This window comes from Pseudomonas sp. NY8896 (assembly GCF_039634505.1).
On the sequence record NZ_CP132350.1, the window covers coordinates 6,508,222 to 6,535,033 of the forward strand.

The 26,812-nt window shown below is 60.6% G+C and carries 21 protein-coding genes; 10 read left to right on the top strand and 11 right to left on the bottom strand.

Going from position 1 to position 26,812, the window contains the following annotated elements; translation table 11 throughout:
* The first annotated feature begins 137 nt into the window (after positions 1-137).
* The gene (locus tag Q9451_RS29460; protein ID WP_003249225.1) at positions 138-542 is read left to right on the top strand and encodes a YkgJ family cysteine cluster protein; all 405 of its coding nucleotides are present in this window, start codon (positions 138-140) and stop codon (positions 540-542) included.
* A 191-nt stretch (positions 543-733) separates the two neighbouring features.
* Here Q9451_RS29460 and Q9451_RS29465 read toward each other — a convergent pair whose 3' ends face one another.
* The 5 genes from Q9451_RS29465 to thiI all read right to left on the bottom strand — a co-directional run bounded on the left by Q9451_RS29465 (position 734) and on the right by thiI (position 6,352).
* The gene (locus Q9451_RS29465) at positions 734-1,273 is read right to left on the bottom strand and encodes a hypothetical protein (protein ID WP_012274597.1); all 540 of its coding nucleotides are present in this window, start codon (positions 1,271-1,273) and stop codon (positions 734-736) included.
* Between the two features lie 53 nt (positions 1,274-1,326).
* Entirely contained in the window at positions 1,327-2,157 is an 831-nt protein-coding gene (locus Q9451_RS29470; protein WP_012274598.1) for a hypothetical protein, read from the bottom strand.
* 6 nt (positions 2,158-2,163) lie between these two features.
* Positions 2,164-2,748 (bottom strand): 2OG-Fe(II) oxygenase, encoded by a 585-nt coding sequence (locus Q9451_RS29475; protein WP_012274599.1) that lies wholly within the window; start codon positions 2,746-2,748, stop codon positions 2,164-2,166.
* Positions 2,749-2,948: 200 nt separating this feature from the next.
* Positions 2,949-4,769: a translational GTPase TypA gene (gene typA / locus Q9451_RS29480; RefSeq protein ID WP_012274600.1), complete on the bottom strand. Its 1,821-nt coding sequence runs from the start codon at positions 4,767-4,769 to the stop codon at positions 2,949-2,951.
* A 128-nt stretch (positions 4,770-4,897) separates the two neighbouring features.
* Entirely contained in the window at positions 4,898-6,352 is a 1,455-nt protein-coding gene (gene thiI, locus Q9451_RS29485) for a tRNA uracil 4-sulfurtransferase ThiI (RefSeq protein ID WP_012274601.1), read from the bottom strand.
* 427 nt (positions 6,353-6,779) lie between these two features.
* On the opposite strand from thiI, the gene glnA reads away from it, so the two are divergent.
* The 4 genes from glnA to ntrC all read left to right on the top strand — a co-directional run bounded on the left by glnA (position 6,780) and on the right by ntrC (position 11,659).
* Positions 6,780-8,186 carry a type I glutamate--ammonia ligase gene (gene glnA, locus Q9451_RS29490; RefSeq protein WP_012274602.1) on the top strand — a complete coding sequence of 469 codons (1,407 nt, stop codon included), beginning with the start codon at positions 6,780-6,782 and terminating at the stop codon, positions 8,184-8,186.
* 151 nt (positions 8,187-8,337) lie between these two features.
* Positions 8,338-8,874 carry a gamma subclass chorismate mutase AroQ gene (gene aroQ, locus Q9451_RS29495; RefSeq protein ID WP_012274603.1) on the top strand — a complete coding sequence of 179 codons (537 nt, stop codon included), beginning with the start codon at positions 8,338-8,340 and terminating at the stop codon, positions 8,872-8,874.
* Positions 8,875-9,140: 266 nt separating this feature from the next.
* Positions 9,141-10,226, top strand: coding sequence for a nitrogen regulation protein NR(II) (gene glnL / locus Q9451_RS29500; RefSeq protein ID WP_003249215.1), 1,086 nt, complete (start codon positions 9,141-9,143; stop codon positions 10,224-10,226).
* On the top strand, positions 10,223-11,659 hold the full coding sequence (gene ntrC, locus Q9451_RS29505; protein ID WP_012274604.1) for a nitrogen regulation protein NR(I): 1,437 nt from the start codon (positions 10,223-10,225) through the stop codon (positions 11,657-11,659). The genes glnL and ntrC overlap by 4 nt, the downstream gene beginning before the upstream one ends.
* 459 nt (positions 11,660-12,118) lie before the next feature.
* Here the strand turns inward: ntrC and Q9451_RS29510 are convergent, their stop codons facing one another.
* Positions 12,119-12,556 carry a hypothetical protein gene (locus tag Q9451_RS29510; protein ID WP_041166611.1) on the bottom strand — a complete coding sequence of 146 codons (438 nt, stop codon included), beginning with the start codon at positions 12,554-12,556 and terminating at the stop codon, positions 12,119-12,121.
* Between Q9451_RS29510 and trmL the strand changes: the two genes are divergently transcribed.
* Positions 12,555-13,016 carry a tRNA (uridine(34)/cytosine(34)/5-carboxymethylaminomethyluridine(34)-2'-O)-methyltransferase TrmL gene (gene trmL / locus Q9451_RS29515; RefSeq protein ID WP_012274606.1) on the top strand — a complete coding sequence of 154 codons (462 nt, stop codon included), beginning with the start codon at positions 12,555-12,557 and terminating at the stop codon, positions 13,014-13,016. The two genes, Q9451_RS29510 and trmL, sit on opposite strands and share 2 nt — an antisense overlap.
* 58 nt (positions 13,017-13,074) lie before the next feature.
* On the opposite strand, the gene secB is transcribed toward trmL, so the two are convergent.
* Genes secB through Q9451_RS29530 form a run of 3 tightly spaced genes read right to left on the bottom strand, consistent with a single transcriptional unit; the run spans position 13,075 to position 14,269 of the window.
* The gene (gene secB / locus Q9451_RS29520) at positions 13,075-13,560 is read right to left on the bottom strand and encodes a protein-export chaperone SecB (protein ID WP_012274607.1); all 486 of its coding nucleotides are present in this window, start codon (positions 13,558-13,560) and stop codon (positions 13,075-13,077) included.
* A gap of 39 nt (positions 13,561-13,599) precedes the next feature.
* Positions 13,600-13,854: a glutaredoxin 3 gene (gene grxC / locus Q9451_RS29525; RefSeq protein WP_012274608.1), complete on the bottom strand. Its 255-nt coding sequence runs from the start codon at positions 13,852-13,854 to the stop codon at positions 13,600-13,602.
* Between the two features lies 1 nt (position 13,855).
* Positions 13,856-14,269, bottom strand: coding sequence for a rhodanese-like domain-containing protein (locus Q9451_RS29530; RefSeq protein ID WP_012274609.1), 414 nt, complete (start codon positions 14,267-14,269; stop codon positions 13,856-13,858).
* A gap of 206 nt (positions 14,270-14,475) precedes the next feature.
* Here Q9451_RS29530 and gpmI point away from each other — a divergent pair, with 206 nt between their 5' ends.
* From gpmI to Q9451_RS29550, 4 genes are all read left to right on the top strand, one after another.
* On the top strand, positions 14,476-16,011 hold the full coding sequence (gene gpmI, locus Q9451_RS29535) for a 2,3-bisphosphoglycerate-independent phosphoglycerate mutase (RefSeq protein WP_012274610.1): 1,536 nt from the start codon (positions 14,476-14,478) through the stop codon (positions 16,009-16,011).
* A gap of 142 nt (positions 16,012-16,153) precedes the next feature.
* A complete protein-coding gene (locus Q9451_RS29540) occupies positions 16,154-17,470 on the top strand; it encodes a murein hydrolase activator EnvC (protein WP_012274611.1) in 1,317 nt (438 codons plus the stop codon).
* A 78-nt stretch (positions 17,471-17,548) separates the two neighbouring features.
* Positions 17,549-18,865, top strand: a complete 1,317-nt coding sequence (locus tag Q9451_RS29545; protein WP_012274612.1) for a S41 family peptidase — start codon at positions 17,549-17,551, stop codon at positions 18,863-18,865.
* 8 nt (positions 18,866-18,873) lie between these two features.
* Positions 18,874-19,641, top strand: a complete 768-nt coding sequence (locus tag Q9451_RS29550) for a divergent polysaccharide deacetylase family protein (RefSeq protein ID WP_041166612.1) — start codon at positions 18,874-18,876, stop codon at positions 19,639-19,641.
* A 47-nt stretch (positions 19,642-19,688) separates the two neighbouring features.
* Here the strand turns inward: Q9451_RS29550 and Q9451_RS29555 are convergent, their stop codons facing one another.
* Together Q9451_RS29555 and Q9451_RS29560 are read right to left on the bottom strand one after the other, a co-directional pair.
* Entirely contained in the window at positions 19,689-24,368 is a 4,680-nt protein-coding gene (locus Q9451_RS29555; protein ID WP_012274614.1) for a DUF6543 domain-containing protein, read from the bottom strand.
* A 168-nt stretch (positions 24,369-24,536) separates the two neighbouring features.
* Positions 24,537-26,483 carry a BCCT family transporter gene (locus Q9451_RS29560; protein WP_223296422.1) on the bottom strand — a complete coding sequence of 649 codons (1,947 nt, stop codon included), beginning with the start codon at positions 26,481-26,483 and terminating at the stop codon, positions 24,537-24,539.
* Positions 26,484-26,812: the final 329 nt, after the last annotated feature.

Sequence of the window (26,812 nt, forward strand, 5' to 3'; positions counted from 1 at the left end):
CTAGACCCTTCGACCGGGAGTGACAGTTACGGTTCGCAGTTTTCATGCCGACGCTGCGATTCCGGCAAAAGGTTGTTCATAAATTGAACAATTCCGGTATCATCGCGCGCCCCAAGACCGTGATCCACCCTATAAAGATGAAAACGACCCTGATCGCCGCGGCCGAAGTCGACCGCCTGGAGACCTGGCAGCGCTATACCAGCAACATGTGCCATGGCTGCCATTCGACCTGCTGCACCCTACCGGTGGAGGTGAAGATCAAGGATCTGATCCGAATCGGCGTGGTCGACGAGTTCGAAAAAGACGAACCGCCGAAGAACGTGGCTAAACGCTTGCAGAAGGAAGGCATCATCGAGCGCTTCAACCAGAAGTCGGGGATTTTCACCCTGACCCGGATGAGCAACGATGACTGCATGTACCTGGATCGTAAAAGCCGCCTGTGCACCATTTATGACAAGCGCCCGGATACCTGCCGCAACCACCCCAAGGTCGGGCCGCGGCCGGGGTATTGTGCGTACAAGCCCAAGGTGGTTGGCCGTTGACGGCCACGCCAAGACTCAATAGACTTTTACTCGTCTTGATGTATACGGAGCTTCCTTCAGGAAGTGTCTAGACGCCGCCACCTGGTTCCGGCCGTGCCGGTTGACGGGAGAAATCCCTAAGGGCATCCGCGATACGACCCCCTTCATTGGGGGTTTTGTGTTTTTACAGCCTGCTTGAAACAAGCTTGAGCTCAACCAGCCTGAAAAAGCTTGCCCCGATGACGTATAGCTACGACCAAAGCCGCGACAGCGAGCCCAAATGACATCAGGCCTGCCAACACCACCTTGAACTTTATTGATTGATTGTTCCAAGCGATGACTTGCTGATGGAATCGATCATCGAAAAGGACACGGCCATCCAAGGTGGCCAGTTCACGCACTTGGCTGCCGTCGTCCAGGCGCTCCACCGTCAAGGATACCTTCTTGTTTATTCGCAGCCCTGACTCCTTGTACAACGCCGGATACGTGTAGATCCCTTTACCATACCGTACTCCATCCAGCGTGTATGCAACTGCGAAATGTATAATCGAACGATTATGCTCCCAAGTGTCCGGGTAACCCGATACACGCCCTTCAACAAACGTCAACCTGGAAAAATCAGGAGCTTTGTATACTTTTAAGTCACTGTAATACAGCGCTGCAAATGACAGCATTGTAACCAAAACAATTGATAGCAATTGAATACGTTTAAACGGAGGAGAGGCTCTGTATATTTTGAAAAAACCAGACATTGAATGCACACCTCCTCCTTATATCTTACCAAAACAATGCAGAACTACGCTCTTCAGTGATACCTGTCAACACCCCAATTACTACCGCCAGGCTCGATAATTTGTATGGGACCAATATCAATATTCCACCCTGGGTACTCTAGAGGACCGACGCCAATACCCCAACCGGAGCCAGTCAGTGGAATGACCTGACTCCCTCCACTGTCACCCTCTATATATCCGCCCCCACTTCCCGCGCTCACTCCAAATATGTAAACGGAGTTACTGCCAAGCGAAACATTATGTGTATCAGGATTCCACTGACTTACCGCAATGCCACCTGAGTAGCTCGCAATTATTTGATCAAGAGATGCCAGTGTCAAGTCCGGTGCAACCCAGTAATCTGGAAACACCGCGCTTGTATCCGCAACAAAATATTTTTCCAGAACAGGGATAATTGCAGAATGATACAATTTCTTCGCCACATCAGAATTAAAAACCCCAAACGCATTAGCCCCTACACCCACAGCTGTGAATGCCACTGCAGCTGAACTTGCACCAGCCAGCAAGGTAATTCCTCCAACAATCCCAGCAACATTCCCAATCAGACTTAAGACATCTCCGGTTTCAAATTCCTGCTTCGTCTTGTACCTCGCTGTAATCTTTAGAAGCACTGTAGTTGCCGCCAGGGTATTCGTTTTTATGTTCAGAAATGGTGTAAAACCCGCTGTCAGCTTTACAATCGACGTGACGCCTGCGACCGCAGCACCTGTCTGCGCACTCTGGTTCACCAAATCGAAACCAGACTTGTCGCTATCGTACTGATCCACTGTGGAGGTCGAAGCCGCCCCCACCGCGACGGGTGCATCGACATAGCCCAGGATTATTTCAACTGTTTTAGCCATCTGCCATCACTCCTTTATCATCGTCTTGAAGGCAATACTCATACGCAGACGGTTACAGCTTGCTGCAGGTGCCCGTGCGGCGTGCGGTATCTCGCCATTGAAAACGACAACCCTTCTTGGCTTGGGCTGTACCGACATAATGATGGTCTCCTTGCCGGCGTCGTAGAACATTAACTCGCCTCCCCAGCAAGTGGCCCAATGTTCACTACAGAACAGCATGACAGTTCGTCCCGGCGCCTCCGCAGTATTATCCCGATGTATAGGTCCATCCTGACTGGTGGTTTGCCCGTTCGCGTACACACCCAGCAATACGGCTGAAGGCATGTGAGCGGCTTTAATGCGTGCCCAGATGTCCGCCAGGAAACCCCAGTCCGAGCGCTCACGCAGCTCCTGCTCGCAATCTTCCAACTTGTCTCTGCGAGAGCCGGCTATGAAACTGTGCCAGCAAGGGCGCTCAAGCGGCGAATAAGGATAAGGCCACCCATAGCGCCACACCGAATCAGTAAGGAGCTGCAAGATTTGCGCATGCTCTTTATCAGTAATGCCGTCATCGATAATGCATATATCCTTGCCGACAATCACATCAGACATATTCAGTCCCTCACCCTCAAATAAAGTAGAGAGATGAGACTAATGAATAATCAAACACCCAGACACATGGAAACATTTACTGATACAGTGGCATTTACCAGAAATCCACACACCTGAAATACTAACTTTTGATGAACGCAAGGCAAAAAAAACGCCCCCGGCCTTACGACCGGGGGCGTTTTCATTCAGCCTGAGCTAACTCAGTTCTTGGCTTTCTTGGCAGCGCGGGTACGCTCGCCTTCGTCCAGGATCTTCTTGCGCAGACGGATCGACTTCGGCGTCACTTCGCACAGCTCGTCGTCCTGGATGAATTCCAGGGCCTGCTCGAGGGTGTGGCGAACTGGCGGTACCAGGGCGATGACTTCGTCTTTGCCCGAAGCACGCATGTTGTCGAGCTTCTTGCCTTTGGTCGGGTTCACGCCCAGGTCGTTATCGCGGCTGTTCAGGCCGATGATCTGACCGTTGTAGATCTCCTGGCCGTGTTCAACGAACAGCTTGCCACGTGCCTGCAGGGTTTCCAGCGAGTAGGTCAGCGCCTTGCCGGTCTCGACCGAAACCAGTACGCCGTTGAGGCGGCCGGACATCTGGCCCGACTTCATGGTGTCGTAGCGATCGAAGATCGAGGTCAGGATGCCTGCACCGTTGGTCAGGGTCAGGAACTGGTTACGGAAACCGATCAGACCACGGGCTGGAATGTTGTACTCCAGGCGAACACGGCCTTTGCCATCCGGAACCATGTTGGTCAGGTCGCCTTTACGCAGACCCATCTCTTCCATCACCTTGCCCTGGGATTCTTCAGGGATGTCGATGGTGACGTTCTCGAACGGTTCCTGCTTGACGCCGTCGACTTCGCGGATGATCACTTCAGGACGGCCCACAGCCATCTCGAAGCCTTCACGACGCATGGTTTCGATCAGTACCGACAGGTGCAGCTCACCACGGCCCGAAACCTTGAACTTGTCTGGGGAATCGGTTTCCTGAACGCGCAGAGCAACGTTGTACAGCAGCTCCTTGTCCAGACGGTCCTTGATGTTACGGCTGGTGACGAACTTGCCTTCTTTACCGCAGAACGGCGAGTCGTTGACCTGGAAGGTCATCGAAACGGTTGGCTCGTCAACGGTCAGCGGCTTCATCGCTTCTACCGCGTCCGGGGCGCACAGGGTGTCGGAGATGAACAGCTCGTCGAAACCGCTGATGCAGACGATGTCGCCAGCCTGGGCTTCTTCGACGTCGATGCGGTGCAGGCCATGGTGACCCATCAGCTTCAGGATACGGCCGTTACGCTTCTTGCCGTTGGTGTCGATGGCGACAACCGGGGTGTTCGGCTTGACGCGACCACGGGCGATACGGCCAACACCGATAACGCCGAGGAAGCTGTTGTAGTCCAGTGCCGAGATTTGCATCTGGAACGGGCCGTCACGGTCAACGGAAGGAGCCGGTACGTTGTCGATGATCGACTGGTACAGGGCGGTCATGTCTTCGCCCATTTCGGTGTGGTCCAGACCGGCAATGCCGTTCAGGGCCGAGGCGTAGACCACTTTGAAGTCCAGCTGCTCGTCGGTAGCGCCGAGGTTGTCGAACAGGTCGAAGATCTGGTCCAGAACCCAGTCAGGACGTGCGCCCGGACGGTCAACCTTGTTGATCACGACGATTGGCTTCAGGCCGGCTTCGAAGGCCTTCTTGGTCACGAAGCGGGTTTGCGGCATTGGGCCGTCCTGGGCGTCGACCAGCAGCAGCACGGAGTCGACCATCGACATTACACGCTCAACCTCGCCACCGAAGTCGGCGTGGCCGGGGGTGTCGACGATGTTGATGTGGTAGCCGTTCCAGTTGATGGCGGTGTTTTTCGCCAGAATGGTAATACCGCGCTCTTTTTCCTGGTCGTTGGAGTCCATGACGCGCTCGTCGTTGAGCTCGTTACGCTCCAGAGTGCCGGATTGACGCAGGAGTTTGTCGACCAGGGTGGTTTTACCATGGTCAACGTGGGCGATGATGGCGATGTTACGCAGATTTTCGATCACAAGTGTATCTCGATCAGAGGATTCGGTTGCCGCCCAGTGTAGGCGGCCAATATGTACTGTTTAAGGCTCAGCGGGCCCGGCGGTCGGGAGGGCGATGGCGGATACTGCCGCCATACAGCCCCGGCGTCTTATGTCGGACGATAAACACGCACATTGGCATGTCCCTCACTGAGCAGGTGGTGTGCGTGCAAACGGCTCATCACACCCTTGTCGCAATACAGCAAGTACTGGCGCGTGGGGTCCAGGTGCTTGAACTTGCTGTTGATGGCATAAAACGGCATGGCCTGGACTTCGATACCGTCCAGCACCAGAGGTTCGTCTTCCTGGGCATCAGGGTGACGAATGTCGATGACGATCTGCCCCGACAGAGCCTCGGTCACTTCTTCGATTTCGACGTCCTTGCCCAGCTCGTCGATCACATGGTCGATGGAGATGAGCTTGGCGCGTTCCAGGGCGCGCTCCAGCACCGCCATGTCGAACTGCTTCTCTTCATGCTCCATGCGGTGACGCTTGGCATGGGTGGTCGGGTTCACCGAAATCACGCCGCAGTATTCTGGCATGTGCTTGGCGAAGTCGGCGGTGCCGATTTCGTTGGCCTGGTCGATGATGTCCTGCTTGTGGCTCGCCAGCAGCGGGCGCAGCACCAGCTTGTCGGTGGCCGAGTCGATGATCGACAGGTTCGGCAAGGTCTGGCTGGATACCTGGGAGATCGCCTCGCCGGTCACCAGCGCGTCGATTTCCAGGCGGTCGGCCATGTGCGCGGCACCGCGCAGCATCATGCGCTTGAGGGTCACACCCATGTAGCTGTTGTCGACCTTGTTGAGGATCTCGCCAACCACCTCTTCGAACGGCACGCTGATGAACAGCACGCGCTGGCTGCTGCCGTACTTTTTCCACAGGTAGTGGGCCACTTCCATCACGCCCAGCTCGTGGGCACGGCCGCCGAGGTTGAAGAAGCAGAAGTGGGTCATCAGGCCACGGCGCATCATCTGGTAAGCCGCCACGGTGGAGTCGAAGCCACCGGACATCAGCACCAGGGTCTGCTCCAGGGCGCCCAGCGGGTAACCGCCGATGCCCTGGTGCTGGTTGTGGATGACGTACAGGCGCTGGTCGCGGATTTCGATGCGCACCAGCACTTCGGGCTTCTTCAGCTCGATGCCGGCGGCGCCACACTGCTGGCGCAGCTGGCTGCCGACGTAACGGTCGACGTCCATCGAGGTGAAGTCATGGTGGCCACCGCGCTTGCAGCGCACGGCGAAGTGCTTGCCGGCCAGCAGGTGACCGAAGTGGTGCTTGCACTTGGCGACGATGTCGTCGAAGTCACCCAGCGGGTATTCCTCTACCTGCAGGAAGTGGGTGATACCCGGCGTGCAGGTGAGGCGCTCGATCATCTCGCGCTGGACTTTTTCGTCCTCGATGCGGGTGACCACTTCGAGATTGTCCCAGACACCATCGACCGCGAGCTCAGGATCGAGGTCCTTGAGCACGTTGCGGATGTTCTTGGCGAGCTGGCGGATGAAACGCTTGCGCACCGGCCGGCTCTTGATGGTGATTTCTGGGAAGACTTTGACGATAAGTTTCATTGGTTAACAGCGCGCGCAGGGCCTGCCGAAAATGAGGGGCGCGAATTATATCGGAAATTGCTCAGGATTTGACCAACTTTTGATCAGAAGCTTTGAGATAAATGCATGAGGCGGGTTTTGTGCCGCCTGTTCCGGCCTTTTCGCGTGCAAACCCGCGGAAAGCCCTCAAAGAAAGCACAAAGCCCAGATCGCGCACTGTATTGGTGCGTTGACACCAAAACTCGCATCTAAAGGGTGCATTTTTACCCGCCACCCCTACGCCAAATGCCCACAAACGCCCCCTTTTATCCCGCCTTCGCCATTTTCGGGCACTGGCATGCAATTTGCTCCCTTGTGAGGCAGGTAAGCTTGGCCGACTATCCGCGCCCGGCAACACCCTTTTTCCAGGGCAGCGGCCCACCGCGCTCTAGACCATCCGGAGGACAACATGTCGAAGTCGGTTCAACTCATCAAAGATCATGACGTCAAGTGGATTGATCTGCGTTTCACGGACACCAAAGGCATTCAGCACCACGTGACCATGCCGTCGCGTGATGCGCTGGACGAAGACTTCTTCGAAGTCGGCAAGATGTTCGACGGTTCCTCCATCGCTGGCTGGAAAGGCATCGAAGCCTCCGACATGATCCTGATGCCGGTCGACGACACTGCCGTCCTGGACCCGTTCACCGAAGAGCCAACCCTGATCATCACCTGCGACATCGTCGACCCGTCGAGCATGCAGGGCTACGATCGCGACCCACGCGCCATCGCCAAGCGTGCCGAAGAGTACCTGAAGAGCACCGGCATCGGTGACACCGTCTTCGCCGGCCCAGAGCCTGAGTTCTTCATCTTCGACGAAGTGAAGTTCAAGTCGGACATTTCCGGCTCGATGTTCAAGATCTTCTCCGAGCAAGGCTCGTGGATGACCGACGCTGACGTGGAAGGCGGCAACAAAGGCCACCGTCCAGGCGTGAAGGGCGGCTACTTCCCGGTTCCGCCGTTCGACCACGACCACGAAATCCGTACTGCCATGTGCAACGCACTGGAAGAAATGGGCCAGACCGTTGAAGTTCACCACCACGAAGTGGCGACTGCCGGCCAGAACGAAATCGGCGTCAAGTTCAACACCCTGGTGAAAAAGGCTGACGAAGTACAGGCGCTGAAATACGTCGTGCACAACGTTGCCGACGCCTACGGCCGTACCGCCACCTTCATGCCTAAGCCTCTGTACGGCGACAACGGCTCGGGCATGCACGTACACATGTCGATCTGGAAAGACGGCAAGAACACCTTCTCGGGTGAAGGCTATGCCGGCCTGTCCGACACCGCCCTGTACTTCATCGGCGGTATCATCAAGCACGGTAAGGCCCTGAACGGCTTCACCAACCCGTCGACCAACTCCTACAAGCGTCTGGTCCCAGGCTTCGAAGCCCCGGTAATGCTGGCCTACTCGGCTCGCAACCGTTCCGCCTCGATCCGTATTCCTTACGTCGGCAGCCCGAAAGCCCGCCGTATCGAAGCCCGCTTCCCGGACCCATCGGCCAACCCGTACCTGGCCTTCGCGGCCCTGCTGATGGCTGGCCTGGATGGCATCCAGAACAAGATCCACCCAGGCGACGCGGCCGACAAGAACCTGTACGACCTGCCACCAGAAGAAGCCAAGAACATCCCGCAAGTGTGCGGCAGCCTGAAAGAGGCTCTGGAAGAGCTGGACAAAGGCCGCGCGTTCCTGACCAAGGGCGGCGTGTTCTCCGACGACTTCATCGATGCCTTCATCGAGCTGAAGAGCGAAGAAGAAATCAAGGTCCGCACCTTCGTACACCCGCTGGAATACGAGCTGTACTACAGCTGCTGATCTGATTGGCGTCTAGCGCCAATCTGAAACACCAAAAACGGCCTTCTTCTGAAGGCCGTTTTTGTTATACGTACATCCGTTTCAGATGCTTCCTACAAGCAACAGTTGGCTCACTGCCCACACTCAAATCTCCGACCACAAGGAGATTGACATGCGCCTCACATCCGTAGTGCTGTGCTCCATCTTTGCGCTTCTCGGCTGCAGCTCCCCCGCACAACCTGAACTCAAGCCTTTACTCACGGCAATCGGGCAGCGCCTCGATCTGGCCTACTCCGTGGCCGTGCACAAATGGGACAACGGTGTGCCGGTCGAGGCTCCCGCGCGCGAACAAGAGGTTCTGCAGCAGGCTCAGGCTGCGGCGCAGGATTACGGCCTGCCTGCCGCACGAGCAGCAGCCTTTTTTGCCGACCAGATCGAAGCCAGCAAGATGATCCAGTACGGCCTGATCGACCGCTGGACGGCACTGGCGAAGCGCCCCCCGCAGCAAGCTCGGGATCTTGCCCATGAACTACGCCCACGCCTGGATATGCTCCAGGCAACGCTGCTGTCAGAACTGGGCAATCTGGACCGCGCACCGCTGAATGACTGCCCCCGCCACCTCTCAGATGCCTTAGCCAGGCATGCCAACGACCCGATGAGGTACAGGGCCATGGTCCGCGCGACCGCACAAGTGTGTGTAGAACACTGAACATCGCAATGCTCTATATTGGTGCATAAGTACGCCGAACGCTTCAATCTGCAACCCAAAACGGGTCACTTGAAACGATAAATCAGGGCAATCTGGTCCGAATAAGCACAATTCCAGGTCTTTATCAGGCAATTCCGCTTCTTTTCGGAGCCTTGGTTTGTTTCTTGCATTTTCTTGTCGAGAGTCTCGCACCAGCGGAACCACCCCGCGTCCGGCCCAGGCCAAAGCAGTGCCGGGCAAGCGCCAAAAGAGGTCAACGACGCCTTATGACCATCAGCGATGCACAGCACCGTCTGCTTCTGGACAACCTGACTACCGCCACGTTGCTGCTCAACGCCGAGCTGCGCCTGGAGTACATGAACCCGGCAGCGGAAATGCTGCTGGCCGTCAGTGGCCAGCGTAGCCATGGGCAGTTCATCAGCGAGCTGTTCACCGAATCGACCGAGGCACTCAGCTCGCTGCGCCAGGCGGTCGAGCAGGCGCATCCATTCACCAAGCGTGAAGCGCAGCTCACTTCGCTGACCGGGCAGACCATCACCGTCGACTACGCGGTAACGCCAATCCTGCATCAGGGCCAGACCCTGCTGTTGCTCGAGGTGCACCCACGCGACCGGCTGCTGCGCATCACCAAGGAAGAGGCTCAGCTGAGCAAGCAGGAAACCACCAAGATGCTGGTGCGCGGCCTGGCCCATGAAATCAAGAACCCCCTTGGTGGCATCCGTGGCGCGGCCCAGTTGCTGGCCCGCGAACTGCCCGAGGAAGGCCTGCGCGACTACACCAACGTGATCATCGAAGAGGCCGACCGCCTGCGTAACCTGGTCGACCGCATGCTCGGCTCTAACAAGCTGCCGTCGCTTGCCATGACCAACATTCACGAAGTGCTGGAGCGAGTCTGTAGCCTGGTCGACGCCGAAAGCCAGGGCTGCATCACTTTGGTGCGCGATTACGACCCTAGCCTGCCGGACGTATTGATCGACCGCGAGCAGATGATCCAGGCCGTACTCAATATCGTGCGCAACGCCATGCAGGCGATCAGCTCGCAGAATGAACTGCGGCTGGGCCGCATCACCTTGCGCAGCCGCGCCTTGCGCCAGTTCACCATCGGCCACGTGCGCCACCGCCTGGTGGCGCGGGTCGAGATCATCGATAACGGCCCGGGCATCCCGCCGGAACTGCAGGACACTCTCTTCTATCCCATGGTCAGTGGCCGCCCGGACGGCACCGGGCTGGGCCTGGCCATTACCCAGAACATCATCAGCCAGCACCAGGGCCTGATCGAGTGTGAAAGCCACGCAGGCCACACCGCCTTCTCGATCTACCTGCCCCTGGAACAAGGAGCCACCGCCTCATGAGCCGAAGTGAAACCGTATGGATCGTCGACGATGATCGCTCCATCCGCTGGGTCCTGGAAAAAGCCCTGCAACAAGAAGGCATGACCACCCAGAGCTTCGACAGCGCAGACGGTGTGATGGGGCGCCTGGCGCGCCAGCAACCGGACGTGATCATCTCCGACATTCGCATGCCTGGCGCCAGCGGCCTCGACTTGCTGGCACAGATCCGCGAACAGCACCCGCGCCTGCCGGTGATCATCATGACCGCCCATTCCGACTTGGACAGCGCGGTGGCCTCGTACCAGGGGGGGGCCTTCGAGTACCTGCCCAAGCCATTCGACGTCGACGAAGCGGTCTCGCTGGTCAAGCGCGCCAACCAGCACGCTCAGGAACAGCAGGGCCTGGATGTGCCACAGAACCTGGCGCGTACCCCGGAAATTATCGGTGAAGCCCCGGCGATGCAGGAGGTGTTCCGCGCCATCGGCCGCCTCAGCCACTCCAACATCACCGTGCTGATCAACGGCGAGTCCGGCACCGGCAAAGAGCTGGTGGCCCACGCCCTGCACCGGCACAGCCCGCGCGCGGCGTCGCCGTTCATTGCCCTGAACATGGCCGCCATCCCCAAGGACTTGATGGAATCGGAGCTGTTCGGCCATGAAAAGGGGGCCTTCACCGGCGCTGCCAACCTGCGCCGGGGCCGTTTCGAGCAGGCCGATGGCGGTACGCTGTTCCTCGACGAAATCGGTGACATGCCTGCCGACACCCAGACCCGCCTGCTGCGCGTGCTGGCCGATGGCGAGTTCTATCGTGTGGGCGGCCATGTACCGGTCAAGGTCGACGTGCGCATCATCGCCGCCACCCACCAGAACCTGGAGTCACTGGTGCAAGCCGGCAAGTTCCGTGAGGACTTGTTCCACCGCCTGAACGTGATCCGTATCCATATCCCGCGCCTGGCCGACCGCCGCGAAGACATCCCCGCACTCGCCCGCCACTTCCTTGCCCGGGCCGCTCAGGAGCTGGCGGTCGAGCCGAAGGTCCTCAAGCCTGAGACCGAAGAGTTCATCCGCAACCTGCCCTGGCCGGGCAACGTGCGGCAGATGGAAAACACTTGCCGCTGGATCACCGTGATGGCTTCCAGCCGCGAAGTGCTGATCGGCGACCTGCCGCCCGAGCTTCTGAACCTGCCACAGGACGCCGCACCGGTGACCAACTGGGAGCAGGCCCTGCGCCAGTGGGCCGACCAGGCGTTGGCGCGCGGCCAGACCAACCTGCTGGACAGCGCGGTGCCGAGTTTTGAACGGATCATGATCGAGACGGCGCTCAAGCACACCGCCGGTCGGCGCCGGGATGCGGCGCTGTTGCTGGGTTGGGGGCGTAACACCCTGACGCGCAAGATCAAGGAGCTGGGGATGAATGTGGCGGGTGGGGATGATGAGGAAGGTGAAGACCACTGAGTTCTGAGTAAACCCTCAAGATCCCGGGGGCCGCTTTGCGGCCCTTTCGCGACACAAGGCCGCTCCCACAGGGATAGCGCCGCCTCTGAACGGAGCGGCGTCCTGTGGGAGCGGCCTTGTGTCGCAATAGGCCTGCGAAGCAGGCCCGGCTTTTTCAGCCCCGATGCACCGATCCTGTGCCCGATGCACCTCGCGAAGGCACAAATCCCCTCAAAACCCGGCCAATTCCCCCTCAAAGCCCAACATTCACGGGCTTTGCAAAACTGGCACGCCCCCTGCAATAGCTAATACATACCCAGTTTCGGGGGCCCTGGTACAGGCAGGCCGGGTGAACCCCTCTTTTATTCGCAGCATCGCCCGTTTTGGGGACCTCGGTACAGGCAGGCCGGGAAATCCCCCCTTTATGCGCAGCACCCCTTTTGGGGACCCTGGTACAGGCAGGCCGGGAAATCCCCTCTTTTATTCGTGCAATTTCACCTGCACACGCCAGCGCCCGTCGTCCTCTGCACCGCTCCACTCGCCGTGCAGGGGGCGCGCGGCCACCACCGTCAGCAACAACCCTTCCTGGCTGTTCTGTACCCGCCAGCTCACCGGCTTGCCCTGCAGGCTCAGTTGCCCCTGCTGGGCCTTGCCCTGGGCCTGGAACAGCAATGCCACTGTACCTTCCACGTTCTCGCCGTGCAGCTTGGGCTCTTCGTTGAACCACAACTGCAGGCCGTCCTGCACCACTTGCACCTGCTGCAGCTCACGCTCGTCGGGCGTAGTCAGGCGACCAATCATCAGCCCCACCATCAAGCCGACAATCGCCAACGACAGCATCACCCGCGGGAAGGCCTTCGAACGCACGTCCGGTTCAGGGGTAGAATGCCCGTCATCTTCACGCTTGGAGCCGTGCATGTTTCACGTCATCCTTTTTCAACCAGAAATTCCGCCGAATACCGGCAACATCATTCGCCTGTGCGCTAACAGCGGCTGCCACCTGCACCTGATCGAACCCATCAGTTTCGAACTGGATGACAAGCGCCTGCGCCGCGCGGGGCTGGACTACCACGAGTATGCCACGCTCAAGCGCCACGAGAGCCTGGCCGGATGCCTGGAAAGCCTGGGCAACCCGCGGCTGTTCGCCTTCACCACCAAGGGCTCGCACCCCTTCCACGAAGTGGCTTACCAACCGGGCGATGCGTTCCTGTTCGGGCCAGAGAGCCGCGGGTTGCCGGCCGAGGTGTTGGACAGCCTGCCGGCCGAACAACGCCTGCGCCTGCCGATGCGGCCGGGGTGCCGTAGCTTGAACCTGTCCAATACCGTGGCGGTGACGGTGTACGAGGCATGGCGGCAGAACGGGTTCGCTGGTAGCTGATCGCCCTTGCAGGCAACAAAAAAGCGCCCCTAGAGGCGCTTTTTCGATACAGGCAGAATTACTGCACGGTCGGCACTTCGCCCGCTTCCTGCATGCGCTGCATTTCTTGCGCGTACAGGGCATCGAAGTTGACAGGCGACAGCATCAGCGCCGGGAACGAACCGCGGGTCACCAGGCTGTCCAGGGTTTCACGGGCGTAAGGGAACAGGATGTTCGGGCAGAACGCGCCCAGGGTGTGGCTCATCGAAGGCGCATCGAGGTTGGCGATCAGGAAGATACCGGCCTGCTGCACTTCAGCGATGAAGGCCACTTCGTCACCGTTCTTGACGGTTACCGACAGGGTCAGCACCACCTCGTGGAAGTCGCCTTCCAGGGCTTTCTGCTTGGTGTTCAGGTCCAGCGCAACGCTCGGCTCCCAAGTCTGGCGGAAGATCTGCGGGCTTTTCGGGGCTTCGAACGACAGGTCACGCACATAGATGCGTTGCAGGGAGAACTGAGGGCTGTTGTCTTCTGCAGCAGCGCCGTTGGTCTGTTGGTCAGTCATGGCAGATCCTTATCCTAATGTTTTTGAATGCAGTGCAAATCAGGCCGCCAGCAGCGCGTCGAGCTTGCCGGCGCGCTCCAGGGCATAGAGGTCATCGCATCCACCGACATGGGTGCTGCCGATCCAGATCTGCGGCACCGACGTACGGCCGGCCTTCTGGCTCATCTCGGCGCGAACTTGCGGCTTGCCGTCCACCTTGACTTCCTCGAAGGCCACGCCCTTGCTCTCGAGCAGGTACTTGGCGCGCATGCAGTAGGGGCAGTAGTCGCTGGAATAGACGATGACGGGCTTCATATCACTTCACCAGGGGCAGGTTATCGGCTTTCCAGCTGGAAACGCCACCGCTCAGTTTGGCGGCGGTGTAGCCAGCCTTGAGCAGTTCGCGGCAGTGGGTGCCGGACTGCTGGCCCATTGCGTCGACGACGATCAGGGTCTTTTCTTTGTGCTTCTCCAGCTCGCTCATGCGGGCGGCCAGTTTGTCCTGCGGAATGTTGATCGCACCGACGATGTGACCGGCCGAATATTCCTTGGCCGGGCGAATGTCGACCACCAGGCCCTTCTCGGCATTGACCAGGGCCGTCAGCTGGCCATTGCTCAGGCTCTGGCCGCCGCGACGGATTTCGTTGATCAGCAGCAGGACCAGCAGAATGAGGAAGATCGCAACCAGGATGTAGTGATCTGTCGCGAATTGAATCAGGTGAGCAACCATCAGCGGTGTTCCAGGCGATTGAAAATGCCGGCCAGTATACACAGCCCCCCAGTGCCACCAAAGCCCGACGGGCCGGCCGGAAAGGTACCTTCATGTTGCCGCATTGGCCGCGCTGGTCAGGGAACAGGACGAATATTCGCCGCAGGTGGCGTATTTGCCCTAAAATGCGTGTCTTTATCATCTTTGAACAACCGTGAGTTTGATTGATGACGAGTACGCCCAAACCCCTGGTCCTGATCATCCTGGATGGCTTCGGCCACAGCGAAGTCCCTGAACACAACGCCATCTTTGCCGCCAATACGCCGGTCTATGATCGCCTGCGCGCTACCTTGCCGCATGGCCTCATTTCCGGCTCGGGCATGGATGTCGGCCTGCCGGACGGGCAGATGGGCAACTCCGAAGTCGGTCACATGAACCTGGGGGCCGGCCGCGTCGTCTACCAGGACTTCACCCGCGTCACCAAAGCCATCCGCGATGGCGAGTTCTTCAAAAACCCGGTGCTCACCGGTGCCGTGGACAAGGCAGCCAGTGCCGGCAAGGCCGTGCACATCCTCGGCCTGCTGTCCGATGGTGGCGTACACAGCCACCAGGACCACCTGGTGGCCATGGCCGAACTGGCTGCGCAGCGCGGAGCGGAAAAGATCTACCTGCACGCTTTCCTCGATGGCCGCGACACCCCGCCACGCAGCGCACAGTCGTCGATCGAACTGCTCGACGCCACCTTCGCCAAACTGGGCAAGGGCCGCATCGCCAGCCTGATCGGCCGCTACTACGCCATGGACCGCGATAACCGCTGGGACCGCGTCAGCGCCGCCTACAACCTGATCGTCGACAGCGCAGCCGAATACACGGCCGACACCGCCCAGGCCGGCCTGGAAGCGGCCTACGCCCGTGACGAAAGCGACGAGTTCGTCAAAGCCACGCGCATCGGCGAAGCGGTCAAGGTTGAAGACGGCGACGCCGTGGTCTTCATGAACTTCCGCGCCGACCGTGCTCGCGAGCTGTCCCGTGCGTTTGTCGAGCCGGACTTCACTGAGTTCGCCCGCGCGCGCCTGCCGAAAATGGCGGCCTACATCGGCCTGACCCAGTACTCGGCAAAAATCCCGGCACCGGCAGCCTTTGCGCCCTCCAGCCTGAACAACGTGCTGGGCGAGTACCTGGCAAAAAACGGCAAGACCCAACTGCGCATCGCCGAAACCGAGAAGTACGCCCACGTCACCTTCTTCTTTTCCGGCGGCCGCGAAGAGCCGTTCGAGGGCGAAGAGCGCATTCTGATCCCGTCGCCGAAGGTCGCCACCTATGACCTGCAGCCGGAAATGAACGCACCGCAAGTGACCGATCGCATCGTCGAAGCCATCGAGCAGCAGCGCTTCGACGTGATCGTGGTCAACTACGCCAACGGCGACATGGTCGGCCATACCGGCGTGTTCGAAGCTGCGGTCAAGGCCGTCGAAGCACTCGATACCTGCGTCGGCCGCATCGTCGATGCACTGGAGAAAGTCGGCGGCGAAGCCCTGATCACCGCCGACCACGGCAACGTCGAGCAGATGGAAGACGAATGCACCGGCCAGGCGCACACCGCGCACACCACCGAGCCGGTACCGTTCATCTATGTGGGTAAGCGCAACCTGAAAGTGCGCGACGGTGGCGTACTGGCCGACGTGGCGCCGACCATGCTGCAACTGCTGGGGCTGGAAAAGCCGGTGGAAATGACCGGTACTTCGATTCTGGTCGACGCCTGATCCCAGGCGCTGGGGCTGCCATGCAGCCCCAATGGCACATGAATTCCGGACAAACGCCCCTCTGCACCCGCAGCGAGGCGTTTTTTTTGCCGGCCCAGGCGGGCATACTAGGCCAGTCTCCATCCTTGGTACGCCAAACCCCATGCTTCGCGCCCTGATTCTCCTAGCCCTGTCTTGCCTGCTCAGCCCGGCTTTTGCCGATGAGCGTGCGCAGACCCAGCAGCAACTGGACGCCACCCGCCAGGACATTGCCGAGCTCAAGAAGACGCTGGGCAAGCTCCAGGAAGAAAAGGCCGGTGTGCAAAAGGACCTCAAAGCCACCGAGACCGACATCGGCAACCTCGAAAAGCAGGTGGAGGCCCTGCAGCAAGAACTAAAAAAGACTGAAGGCGAGCTGGAGCGCCTTGATACCGAGAAAAAAAAACTCCAGAGCGCCCGCGTTGAACAACAGCGGCTGATCGCCATTCAGGCCCGTTCGGCCTACCAGAACAACGGTCGCGAGGAATACCTCAAACTGCTGCTCAACCAGCAGAACCCCGAGAAGTTCGCCCGCACCCTCACGTATTACGACTACCTGAGCAAGGCGCGCCTGGAGCAATTGCGCACCTTCAACGAGACCTTGCGCCAACTGGCCAACGTCGAGCAGGACATTGCCAGCCAGCAACAACAGCTGCTGGCCCAACGCGCTGACCTCGACAGCCGTCGCCAGGCCCTGGAAACCGAGCGCAGCAAGCGCCAGCAGGTACTGGCCAAGCTCAACAGCGATGTCAAGGACCGCGACCAGAAGCTGCAATCGCGCGAACAGGACCAGGCCGACCTGGCCAAGGTGCTTAAGACCATCGAGGAAACCCTCGCTCGCCAGGCCCGCGAAGCCGAAGAAGCACGCAAGAAGGCCCTGTTGGCGCAGCAGGAAGCGGAAAAGCGCCGCCAGCAGGAAGCGCTGGCCGCCGCCGCCGCACGCGACCGAGCCCGTGAGCCTGCAGAGCCTGTGGAGCCGCCGAAAAAAGCCCGCACCACCCTCGGCCCGCTGGTTTCCAGCGATGGCGCGAACTACGGCGGCGCTTTTTCTGCCGCGCGGGGCAAACTTCCATGGCCAGTCAATGGTCGACTGCTGGCACGCTTCGGTGATGCCCGTGGCAGCGATGCCCGTGCCAAGTGGGACGGGGTGATGATCAGCGCCAACCCAGGCACCCAGGTACGTGCGGTGCACGGCGGGCGCGTGGTATTCGCCGACTGGTTGCGCGGCGCCGGGCTTCTGGTCATTCTCGACCATGGCAACGGTTACCTGAGCCTGTACGGCCACAACCAGAGCCTGCTCAAGAGCGCCGGTGATATCGTCAAGGCTGGTGAAGCCATTTCCACCGTTGGCGACAGCGGTGGCCAGGACGCGGCAGGCTTGTACTTCGCCATTCGCCAGCAGGGTCGGCCTACCGACCCCTCGCAGTGGTGTCGGGGCTAGTCAAATTTCTACGGCGTAGCCTGAGTGCTGCGCCGATGCTCCCCAGGGAGCGCTTACAGGATCAGGAGTTCGTTCGACATGCTGCACTCGCCTCGTCTCACCCAGCTGGCCCTGTCCATCGCCCTGGCGGTCGGCGCGCCCCTGGCCACTGCCGCCGAGCCGGCCAAGGCTGCCGCAGTGCCCGCCACCGAGGTGACCGCCAAGGCACCACTGCCGTTGGAAGAACTGCGCACCTTCGCCGAGGTCATGGACCGTATCAAGGCCGCCTACGTCGAACCGGTAGACGACAAGACCCTGCTGGAAAACGCCATCAAGGGCATGCTCAGCAACCTGGACCCGCACTCGGCCTACCTTGGCCCCGAGGACTTCCAGGAGCTGCAGGAGAGCACCAGCGGCGAATTCGGCGGGCTGGGCATCGAAGTGGGCCAGGAAGATGGCTTCATCAAGGTGGTGTCGCCGATCGACGACACCCCGGCCTCACGTGCCGGCGTGCAGGCGGGTGACCTGATCGTCAAGATCAACGGTGCCCCGACACGCGGCCAGACCATGACCGAAGCGGTCGACAAGATGCGCGGCAAGGTCGGCGAAAAAATCACCCTGACCCTGGTGCGCGATGGCGGCAACCCGTTTGATGTGACCCTGGCCCGCGCGGTCATCCAGGTCAAGAGCGTGAAGAGCCAACTGCTGGAGAACGACTACGGTTACATCCGTATCACCCAGTTCCAGGTCAAGACCGGCGACGAAGTGGGCAAAGCCCTGGCCAAGCTGCGCAAGGACAACGGCAAGAAGCTGCGCGGGGTAGTGCTGGACCTGCGTAACAACCCAGGTGGCGTGCTGCAGTCGGCCGTGGAAGTGGCCGACCACTTCCTGACCAAGGGCCTGATCGTCTACACCAAGGGCCGTATCGCCAACTCCGAGCTGCGCTTCTCGGCCGACCCGGCCGACGCCAGTGAAGGCGTACCCCTGGTGGTGCTGATCAACGGTGGCAGTGCCTCGGCGTCGGAAATTGTCGCCGGCGCACTGCAGGACCAGAAGCGCGCCGTGCTGATGGGGACCGACAGCTTCGGCAAAGGCTCGGTGCAGACTGTGCTGCCGCTGGCCAACGACCGTGCCCTGAAACTCACCACCGCCTTGTACTACACCCCCAACGGCCGCTCGATCCAGGCCCAGGGCATCGTACCGGACATCGAGGTGCGCCCGGCCAAGCTCACCGCCGAAGTCGACACCGAAAACTTCAAGGAAGCCGACCTGCAGGGCCACTTGGGCAACGGCAACGGCGGCGCCGACCGCCCGACGGGCAGCAGCAAACGCAAGGAACGTCCGCAGGACGATGACTTCCAACTGAGCCAGGCGCTGAGCCTGCTCAAAGGGCTGAACATCACCTCGGGCAAATGATTCACGCGATGCGTTACCTGCTGTGTCTGTTGTTGTGCCTGTTGGCCGGGGTCGCGCAAGCGGCGCCGGCCGCCAAGGCCTACCTGAGCATCATCATCGACGACCTGGGCCAGAGCAGCGAGCGCGACAACCGCACCCTCGCCCTCCCCGGCCCAGTCACGATGGCGATCATGCCCGACACCCCCCACGCCAGCGATTTCGCCCGCCAGGCCCACAGGGCCGGCAAGACGGTGATCCTGCACATGCCCATGGACCCGGCCACCGGGCCCTACGCCTGGCACCCCGGCGCGCCATTGCCGGAACTTGCCAGCCGCTTGCAAGCCGCCCTGGCCAAAGTCCCCTACGCAGCGGGCATCAACAACCACATGGGCAGCCGCATGACGGCACAACGTGAACCCATGGTCTGGCTGATGGGCGAACTGCAGCAACGCCACCTGTTCTTCGTCGACAGCCGCACCAGCGCCGCCACCGTGGCGGCGGCCGAGGCCCAACGCATTGGCCTGGCGCACGTGTCGCGGGATGTATTCCTGGACGACGTGCGCACCCCGGAGGCCATCGCCGCCCAGTTGCAACAAGGCGTCGCGCTCGCCCGCAAGCAGGGGTCGGCTGTGCTGATCGGGCATCCCTACCCGCAGACGCTGCAAGTGCTGGAAAGCGCGATGCCTGGTCTCAAACACCAAGGCATCGAGCTGATCCCACTGCGCCAGATGATCGCCGAACGCAGTAACAAGGCGATGCCGGCACATGGCCGACAGGGCGTGTATCAGAACCGCTGAAGGCCGGTAGCACAAGCACTTGCCTGCAGTAAGTGCGCACCAGCTCTTCACTCGAAGGGAATCAGACCCTCGACATCCGCCCAGCGCAGATTACCGCGATAAATGGCCAGCAGTTCACCGGCGCTGGCAGCAGCGCGCAGCTGTGCCTCCCGCCCCAGCGTGCGCTGCGCCCACAGTTTGAGATGTCCCTTGCTGAACTGCCGCACAGGCGTGTCGGCGGCCGGGTAGTGGAAGTGTGCTTCCCATAACCCCGCACCCTTGGCCTTGCCGGGCGCGGGCACGCGTCGAATCTCGAACACATCGAGAAAATCACCGGCGCCCAGTGGCTTGCGGGTCACGGTCCGAGTGATCCGGACCTGCTCCTGCTCCACCAGAAACCGGAGGCTGTTGGCCGAAGGATGGCTGGTCGAGGTGTAAGTGGAAATCAGGTAATCCCGCTGCACCGATTCCAGGCGCTCGATGTCGTCGGCCAGGCGACTGCCGAACTCGCTTTCGATGCCAGCCCGCTTCAGCAGCTTCCCAGCCTCCTCCAGCTGGCTGACATGATGGTCGATGATGGTACGGATACCAAACGGGTCTTCTGCCTTGGCATACTTGCGCACAAGACGAATCACACCATCGACCTGCTTCAGCGCGGCCCTGGCCTTACCCCTGGCGAGCCCTGCATTGACGGGTGCTTCGGTGCCTTGCTCCTCCGCCACCGCAGGACGTTGCTCAACGAACCTATCGCCGTCCTGGCGGAACGTGCGCAGCACCTGACCCGTGACATCATGCTGCTGAACAACCCGCTCGCCAGAAACCTCGACTTCCTCGCCCACTACACTGCGCCCGTCATAGGTACGCGCTATGCGCAAGGTGCCAGGGCGCTGGGCATACAGACGCGTCTTGGGCTGCGCCGGAGTCGATAGCTCAAGCTCGCGCACCACCTGCGCAAGCAGCTGTTCGGCCTGGCTGGTCAGCCTGTGCAGCACGTCCTTGTATTGCGCGACCTTGGCCTCTACCAACAGCTCGGGAGATGTTTCGGCCAGATAATCCAAGCGTGCCCGGGTGCTCTGGTAGGTATCCAAGGTACTGCTCAGTACCTGCTGTTGAGTGGTCAATGGCAGGCCGTCGGCGGTGATCAACTCTTCATGGGCGGCGCCTGCACTCTTGAGCTCGTCACCAGCCAGATAATCCAGCGCCTGAATCAATTCCCGCTCGTCCACCGGGGCCTCACGCGTCAGGCTCAGTTCACCAAGGTCCAGCAAGCTCCGCAGGCGCAAGCCGATACCGCTGAGCTTGCGGCTATCCTGCAGAAACTTCAGGACGGCACGCTTCTCCACCCTCGTATCGAGCACCGCGTCCCATAGCACGAGACCGTCGCTCTGCAAGCTCTCGATCAGCACATCCAGCACCTCGGACACTTCGATCAGATCCAGCTGCCAGCTCAGCACCTTTTCCAACTTCGCCCTGGCAAACCGATAATGATTGAGCTCTTCGGCACTCTCCGGCTTGGCGGCCATGCCATTGAGCACATCAGGCAGATCCGCCTCGTTCACCTGCATCACGGCTTCGTTGTAGAACCCCACGCCGTAATCGATCAACTCATGACGTATGATGCCCCGCTGACGGGGCAGCACAGCGAACAACGCCTGAGACGCAAAGCGCTGCTCACTCATTGAAGTCATCACGTCATCCAACCTTATGGTGCAGTCCACCATCTTCTTGAGGTCATCCAGGGAAAGCGCCTTCGCAATGGCAACTTCCCCCTGGACGCTGGCAATCCGCTCATCGAACTTCGCTGCCAGGCTCGAATCGGTGATCGACTGGGCATGCTGGCGCAGCCGATCGAGCTCTGCTTCCTTGGCCTTGACCTTGTCCTTGCTCGCCTCGAAGAAATTGCCCAGGGTGTTGCGCTCTGCAAGCAACTCGTTCTGGCGCTGGTTCAACTGCTCGAAATCGCTCTTGTTCTTCCTTTGCGCCAGCTCCAGGCGACTCTTCGGCCCGCCCCCCACCAGTCTCAGCGCGGTATCGATGCGCCAGTTTCCCTGGCCCCGGACAAGCCAGGGCCCATGCGCATCCTGCGGCCCAACGATGCGTGCAGCGCTTTCCTGCAATTCGACCTGGTAGGTATCACCGGCAAGGATGACGTATTGACGGCCCTGCACCTGATAGACCCCCAAGGCATCCGGCGACACCCCCGTCAGTTCCACGGCCGAAGCCAGACGGCGAAGCGATGTGCGCTGCTGGGAGGTCAGTACATTGACCCCCTGTGCACCTCGCCAGGAGAAATCCAGCACCTGACTGGTACGATTGGCCAGCTGAGACGCCTCGCCTTGTACGGGCATTACCGCCAGCGCGCTGTCCGTGCTGGCCATGGCAAGCCGTGGCAGTGGTTTTGTCATGCGCGTCGGCCCGACAGGGTCGACCGATGGCAAGCGTACATGCACCAACGCCATGCCCAGATTCAGCAGCGCATCCACCACCGCCGCGCTGCGCTCGAATGCGCTGCCCTCGGAGAATGCCTGCGCATCGCGTATAGCCCCCAGCACCGACTGCGCCAGCCAGGCGACCGTGGCAATCGGCCCGCGCAGCAACAGTGTGGCCACATCGAACAACAGCCAGGCGCCCTGCCGTAACAGGGCCCAACGGCTTTGGCGAGTAGAGACCGATTGCCGGCCGGCCAACTCGACCAGCAAGCGGCGATTGCCGTCGTACATCAGCCGGTCGACATCCGCTACCCAGGGCAGTTGGATTAAGGTCGGTGGATCTGCCCGGCCCGGCAACAGCGAAGTATCGATGATCGGTGCCCCCAGGTGTGGCTCGAAGAATCCACCATGGTCGTATACCGCGCGAGCCTGGGGATCGAGCCATTGCAGGACACTTTCGCGCAGCGCCTTATTGTCGCGAACCGCCTCCATCAGCGCCTCAAAGCCCGAAAACTCGGTCAAGCCCCGCTGGCCGTACAGCGGCCGATAAAGTACCAACGAAAACGGCTCGACCGAGTGCAGCACGAACATGCCCATGACCAGATCCGGAGCCGGATGATCCACCGCACGCTGAAACGCCAGCGGCATGAGCGTGGTTCGGGGGCGCTGGGCATCCAACCGTCCGGCACAGTAGTCGACGATAGCTTGCAGACCTACCTCACTCAGCGTGCCGCCCAGCTTGGCGCTGAGGGCACTGAACAGCAGGGAGCAGCGCCATTCGCGGGCAAAGCGGGTGACCCGCTCTGGCTGCAGGGCGGGGTCGAGCTGTTCGGATACATAGGTGGGATAGCGACCGCCGATATCGACACGCTCGACCAGTGATCGTAGATAGTCGCCGGTCAACCAGGGGGCGATCAGTTGCTCGTCACGATGCTCGATCTTCGTGATCACCGCATCGCCCAGCACGCTCAGGTTGCCGATGGCAAATTCGGTCAGCGTGATGCTGCGGGATTCGATGACGCCATCCCCAGGCCCCACACCCACCCCTCCGGGCACGCCACGCGCTGTGGTCAGGGTCAGCAGCAAATCGGCGGCGTAGTAGTTCGTTTCATCGGGTTGATCCAGCAGCATCTGCTGCCTGAGCTGCGCATCAGTGTAGCTGTGCAGGTCTTCGACACCCTCGAGGGCAGAGCTGCCTAGCGACTCGGCCTGCGCCAAAGCCAGCTCGAACAGCCCGCGCTGGAACGCGAATTTATCTTGTGCCTGTGCGCGGTAGAGCCCCAAAGGGGTCGAAACGTCGGCCTCGTCCGCAGCGTGATAACCCGCGATGAACCACTGCGCGGGGTCGCTGGCGCTCGAATAGAAATGCTCCAGCGACGCCACATCATTGAACGTCGAAACCTGCCAGCAATCCACCTGGCCCAGCATGCGCTCAAGCAACAGGGTGCACTGCACGGAAAACACGTCGCCAGTGCATTCATGGCGGCGCCAAGTCAACGAGGTAAAACGCTGGGTCTCGGCCAACTCATCGCGCAATGCGGTGGCGAAGGCATCGTAGCCGGAAAACCCTTTGACCACCCCACTGGGGGCACACCACAGCACCTGCTCGCCTTCGTCCCACTCACCACGCACAAGCAGTTGCGTCTGCAGCTGGGTGACGCTGTCAGCGCCATCATTCAGTTGCACCTCGACGCTGAACACCGAAGGTAGCTGCGCTCCACCCTTGAGCAGCCCCAATACGCAGTCACGTTGCTGGGCATCGAGGTCTTGCAGGGGCAGGCTTTGCAGCAGGGTCGACTTGATGACCTGCGCAAGCCAGCGATCCCGGCTAACGCCATGGAAGCCGACGTTCGCCCAATAGTCGACCTGGGCCTGGCGAAACCGCTCTGGCAGTGTCGACACCAGTCGGTTCAGCTCAGCCAGTACGCCGTCCGCAGCTACCGAGGTAAACTCCAACGGCTCGCCGGCGGTATTACGCATGACGTACGGCAGTGCAACCCGGACAGAGAAAGTTCCACCTGCCAGCCCCATCGCCTCCAACGTGCAGCCCTGGCGCAGGGCATCGAGCAAGGCATCGACCAGTGGCCGCGAAAACCAGGAATCATAAGGGCGGTACTGGCCAGTGACAGCCCCGTCGTAGGGGATATCCAGGATGACAGGGCCTGCATCCGGTAACTTGGCAGCGGCAATGCTACCTAGATGCGCAGCCAGCACTTGCAAGGCCTGCTGCGAGGCCAGCTGGCGCAGGGTCGGGCGATCAGCGAACGCCAGCGACACCGCGCGCTGGTAGTCCGGTGTGGTTCTGGTTTCGATTGGCATGCGAGGTCACCCTGGGTGATGAATGAATCACCCAGGGTGCGTTTTCGCGAAAGGCGGGAGGCACTAATTAATGCTGCACAAGTCATTCACCCGGCTCAACGATCACCTGCAGGAAACAAAAGAGGCCCGATTCCTTCGAACCGGGCCTCTGCCTCACAGCAACAGCAATCAGCTGTACACACGCCCCAGCAACTGGCGGTGGCTTTCGAACTGATCCAGCACATCACGCACGATTTGTTCGCGAGTGAAGCCCATCAGGTCGTATTCCTGGCTGCCGTCGTGCAGGTACACCTCGGCGCGGTAGAAGCGCTGCTGCACCTCCGGCTCGCCTTCGACCGGCGCCTCGCTCGGCGCGGCCAGGTAACCGTCCAGGCTGGCTTCGTAGACGAAGGGGTTGCCCTCTTCCATCATCACCCGCAGGCCCATCATGTTGCGCGACTGGCCAACCCGGGTTTCTACCTCGAAGCCCAGGGTCTGCAGCTGTGCGGCCGCTTCTTTCAGCGCCGGGCTGACCTGCTTGTCCATGAACCGCTGCACCACGGCCTGGGTCGGCTGCAGCTCCAGCTGGCTCAGGCGCTCGCTGAAGCCGCGGCGACCGCGGGCGGCCAGCTCGGCACGCTCCTGCTCGACTGCCACGTCCTGCTTCATGGCCTTGTACAACCCGAACATGAACAGTACCAGCACCACCGAGAACGGCAGGCCCGCCAGCACCACCATGGTCTGCATGGCCTCGAAGTTACCGGCGAACAGCAGGCCGATGGTGACCAGGGTGATAACCACCGACCAGAACACCACCATCCAGTGCGGGGCGTCTTCGTCGACCTTGCCGCCTTTGCACGACAGGTTGGCCATCATCACCGCACCGGAGTCGGCCGGGGTAAGGAACAGCACGAAGCCGACGAACACCGCCACACCAATCACGATCTTGGCTGCCGGGAAGTATTCCAGCAGTTGGTAGATCGACATCGACGGCTGTTCCAGCGCAGTCTTGCCCAGCTCCACGGCGCCCTGGTTGATCACCAGGTCCAGTGCGGTGTTGCCGAAGATCGACAGCCACGCCAAGGTGAAGCCCAGCGGGATCAACAGCACACCCATCACCAACTGGCGCACGGTGCGGCCCTTGGAGATACGGGCAATGAACATACCGACGAATGGGCCCCAGGAGATCCACCAGGCCCAATAGAACACGGTCCACAGGCCCAGCCAGCGCTCGGACTTGCCGGCTTCGCCTTCGTACACATACAGGTCGAAGGTTTTCAGCACGATGCCGTTCAGGTAGTCGCCGACGTTCTGCACGAAGCCGTTGAGCAGGTGCAGGGTTTCACCGCCCAGCAGCACGAAGATCAGCAGGCCGCTGAACAGCATGATGTTCAGGTTGGACAGGCGGCGAATGCCGTTTTCCACACCCGACACCGCAGCCACGGTGGCCACACCGGCCATGACCAGGATCACCACCAGCAGGTTGGTCTTGCTGTGGTCCATGCCGAATAGGTATTCCAGGCCCGAGGATACCTGCATCGAGCCGATACCTAGGTTGGTCACCAGGCCCAGCAGGGTGACGAACATGCCAAAGATGTCGACGGCGTTGCCGGCAGCACCCTTGACCCAACGCTCGCCGACCAGCGGGTACAGCGCCGAACGCAGGGCCAGCGGCTGGTTGTGGCGGTAGGCGAAGTAACCCACGGCCAGGCCGACCAGGGCATAGATCGCCCAGCCGTGCAGGCCCCAGTGCAGGAAGGTCAGCTGCAGGCCCTGGCGCGCGGCCTCGAGGCTGGCTGGGGTGCCTTCCGGTGGGTTGAAGTAGTGGTCCAGCGGCTCGGAAGCGCCGAAGTACAGCAGCGAAATACCGATACCGGACGAGAACAGCATGCCCGCCCAGGCGCCATAGCTGAAGTCAGGCTGGTCATCCTTGCCACCCAGCTTGAGGCTGCCGTAGTCGGAGAAGGCCAGGTAGACGACGAACAGCAAGTAGCCGCAGATGACCAGCATGTAGTACCAGCCAAAGGTACGCGTCAGCCATTTCTGGGCCACGCCCAGCACTTGGCCTGCGGTTTCGGGTACAGCGATCAGCAAGGCAGTCAGAACAAGGATCATCAGCGCGGAGGTGAAGAACACCACGCGGTTGACCCGTACCCTCTCGGCGGGGGGCTTGGTAAGTGAGGCAGAACTCATTGCACGAATGCTCCGGGCAGTACGGCTGTGGAGGCTAATCAGTCTTTCCCGAGCAATTGGTGGAATATCCCCACTGCGTCAGGTGTTATAAAAGCACCCTGGAAACCGTGATCCCGAATCGATACGTTGCAAAAAAACAGACAGGTGGCCTGCTGAAAATGCCACGCATCCGCAGAGGTGCGCGCATTCGTCACAGATCACCCCGCCCGCTCCAAGGGCCTGCCGCAGGGCCAAAAGCCGCGCGGCAGAATCTGCATTTCGCATCGCTCATG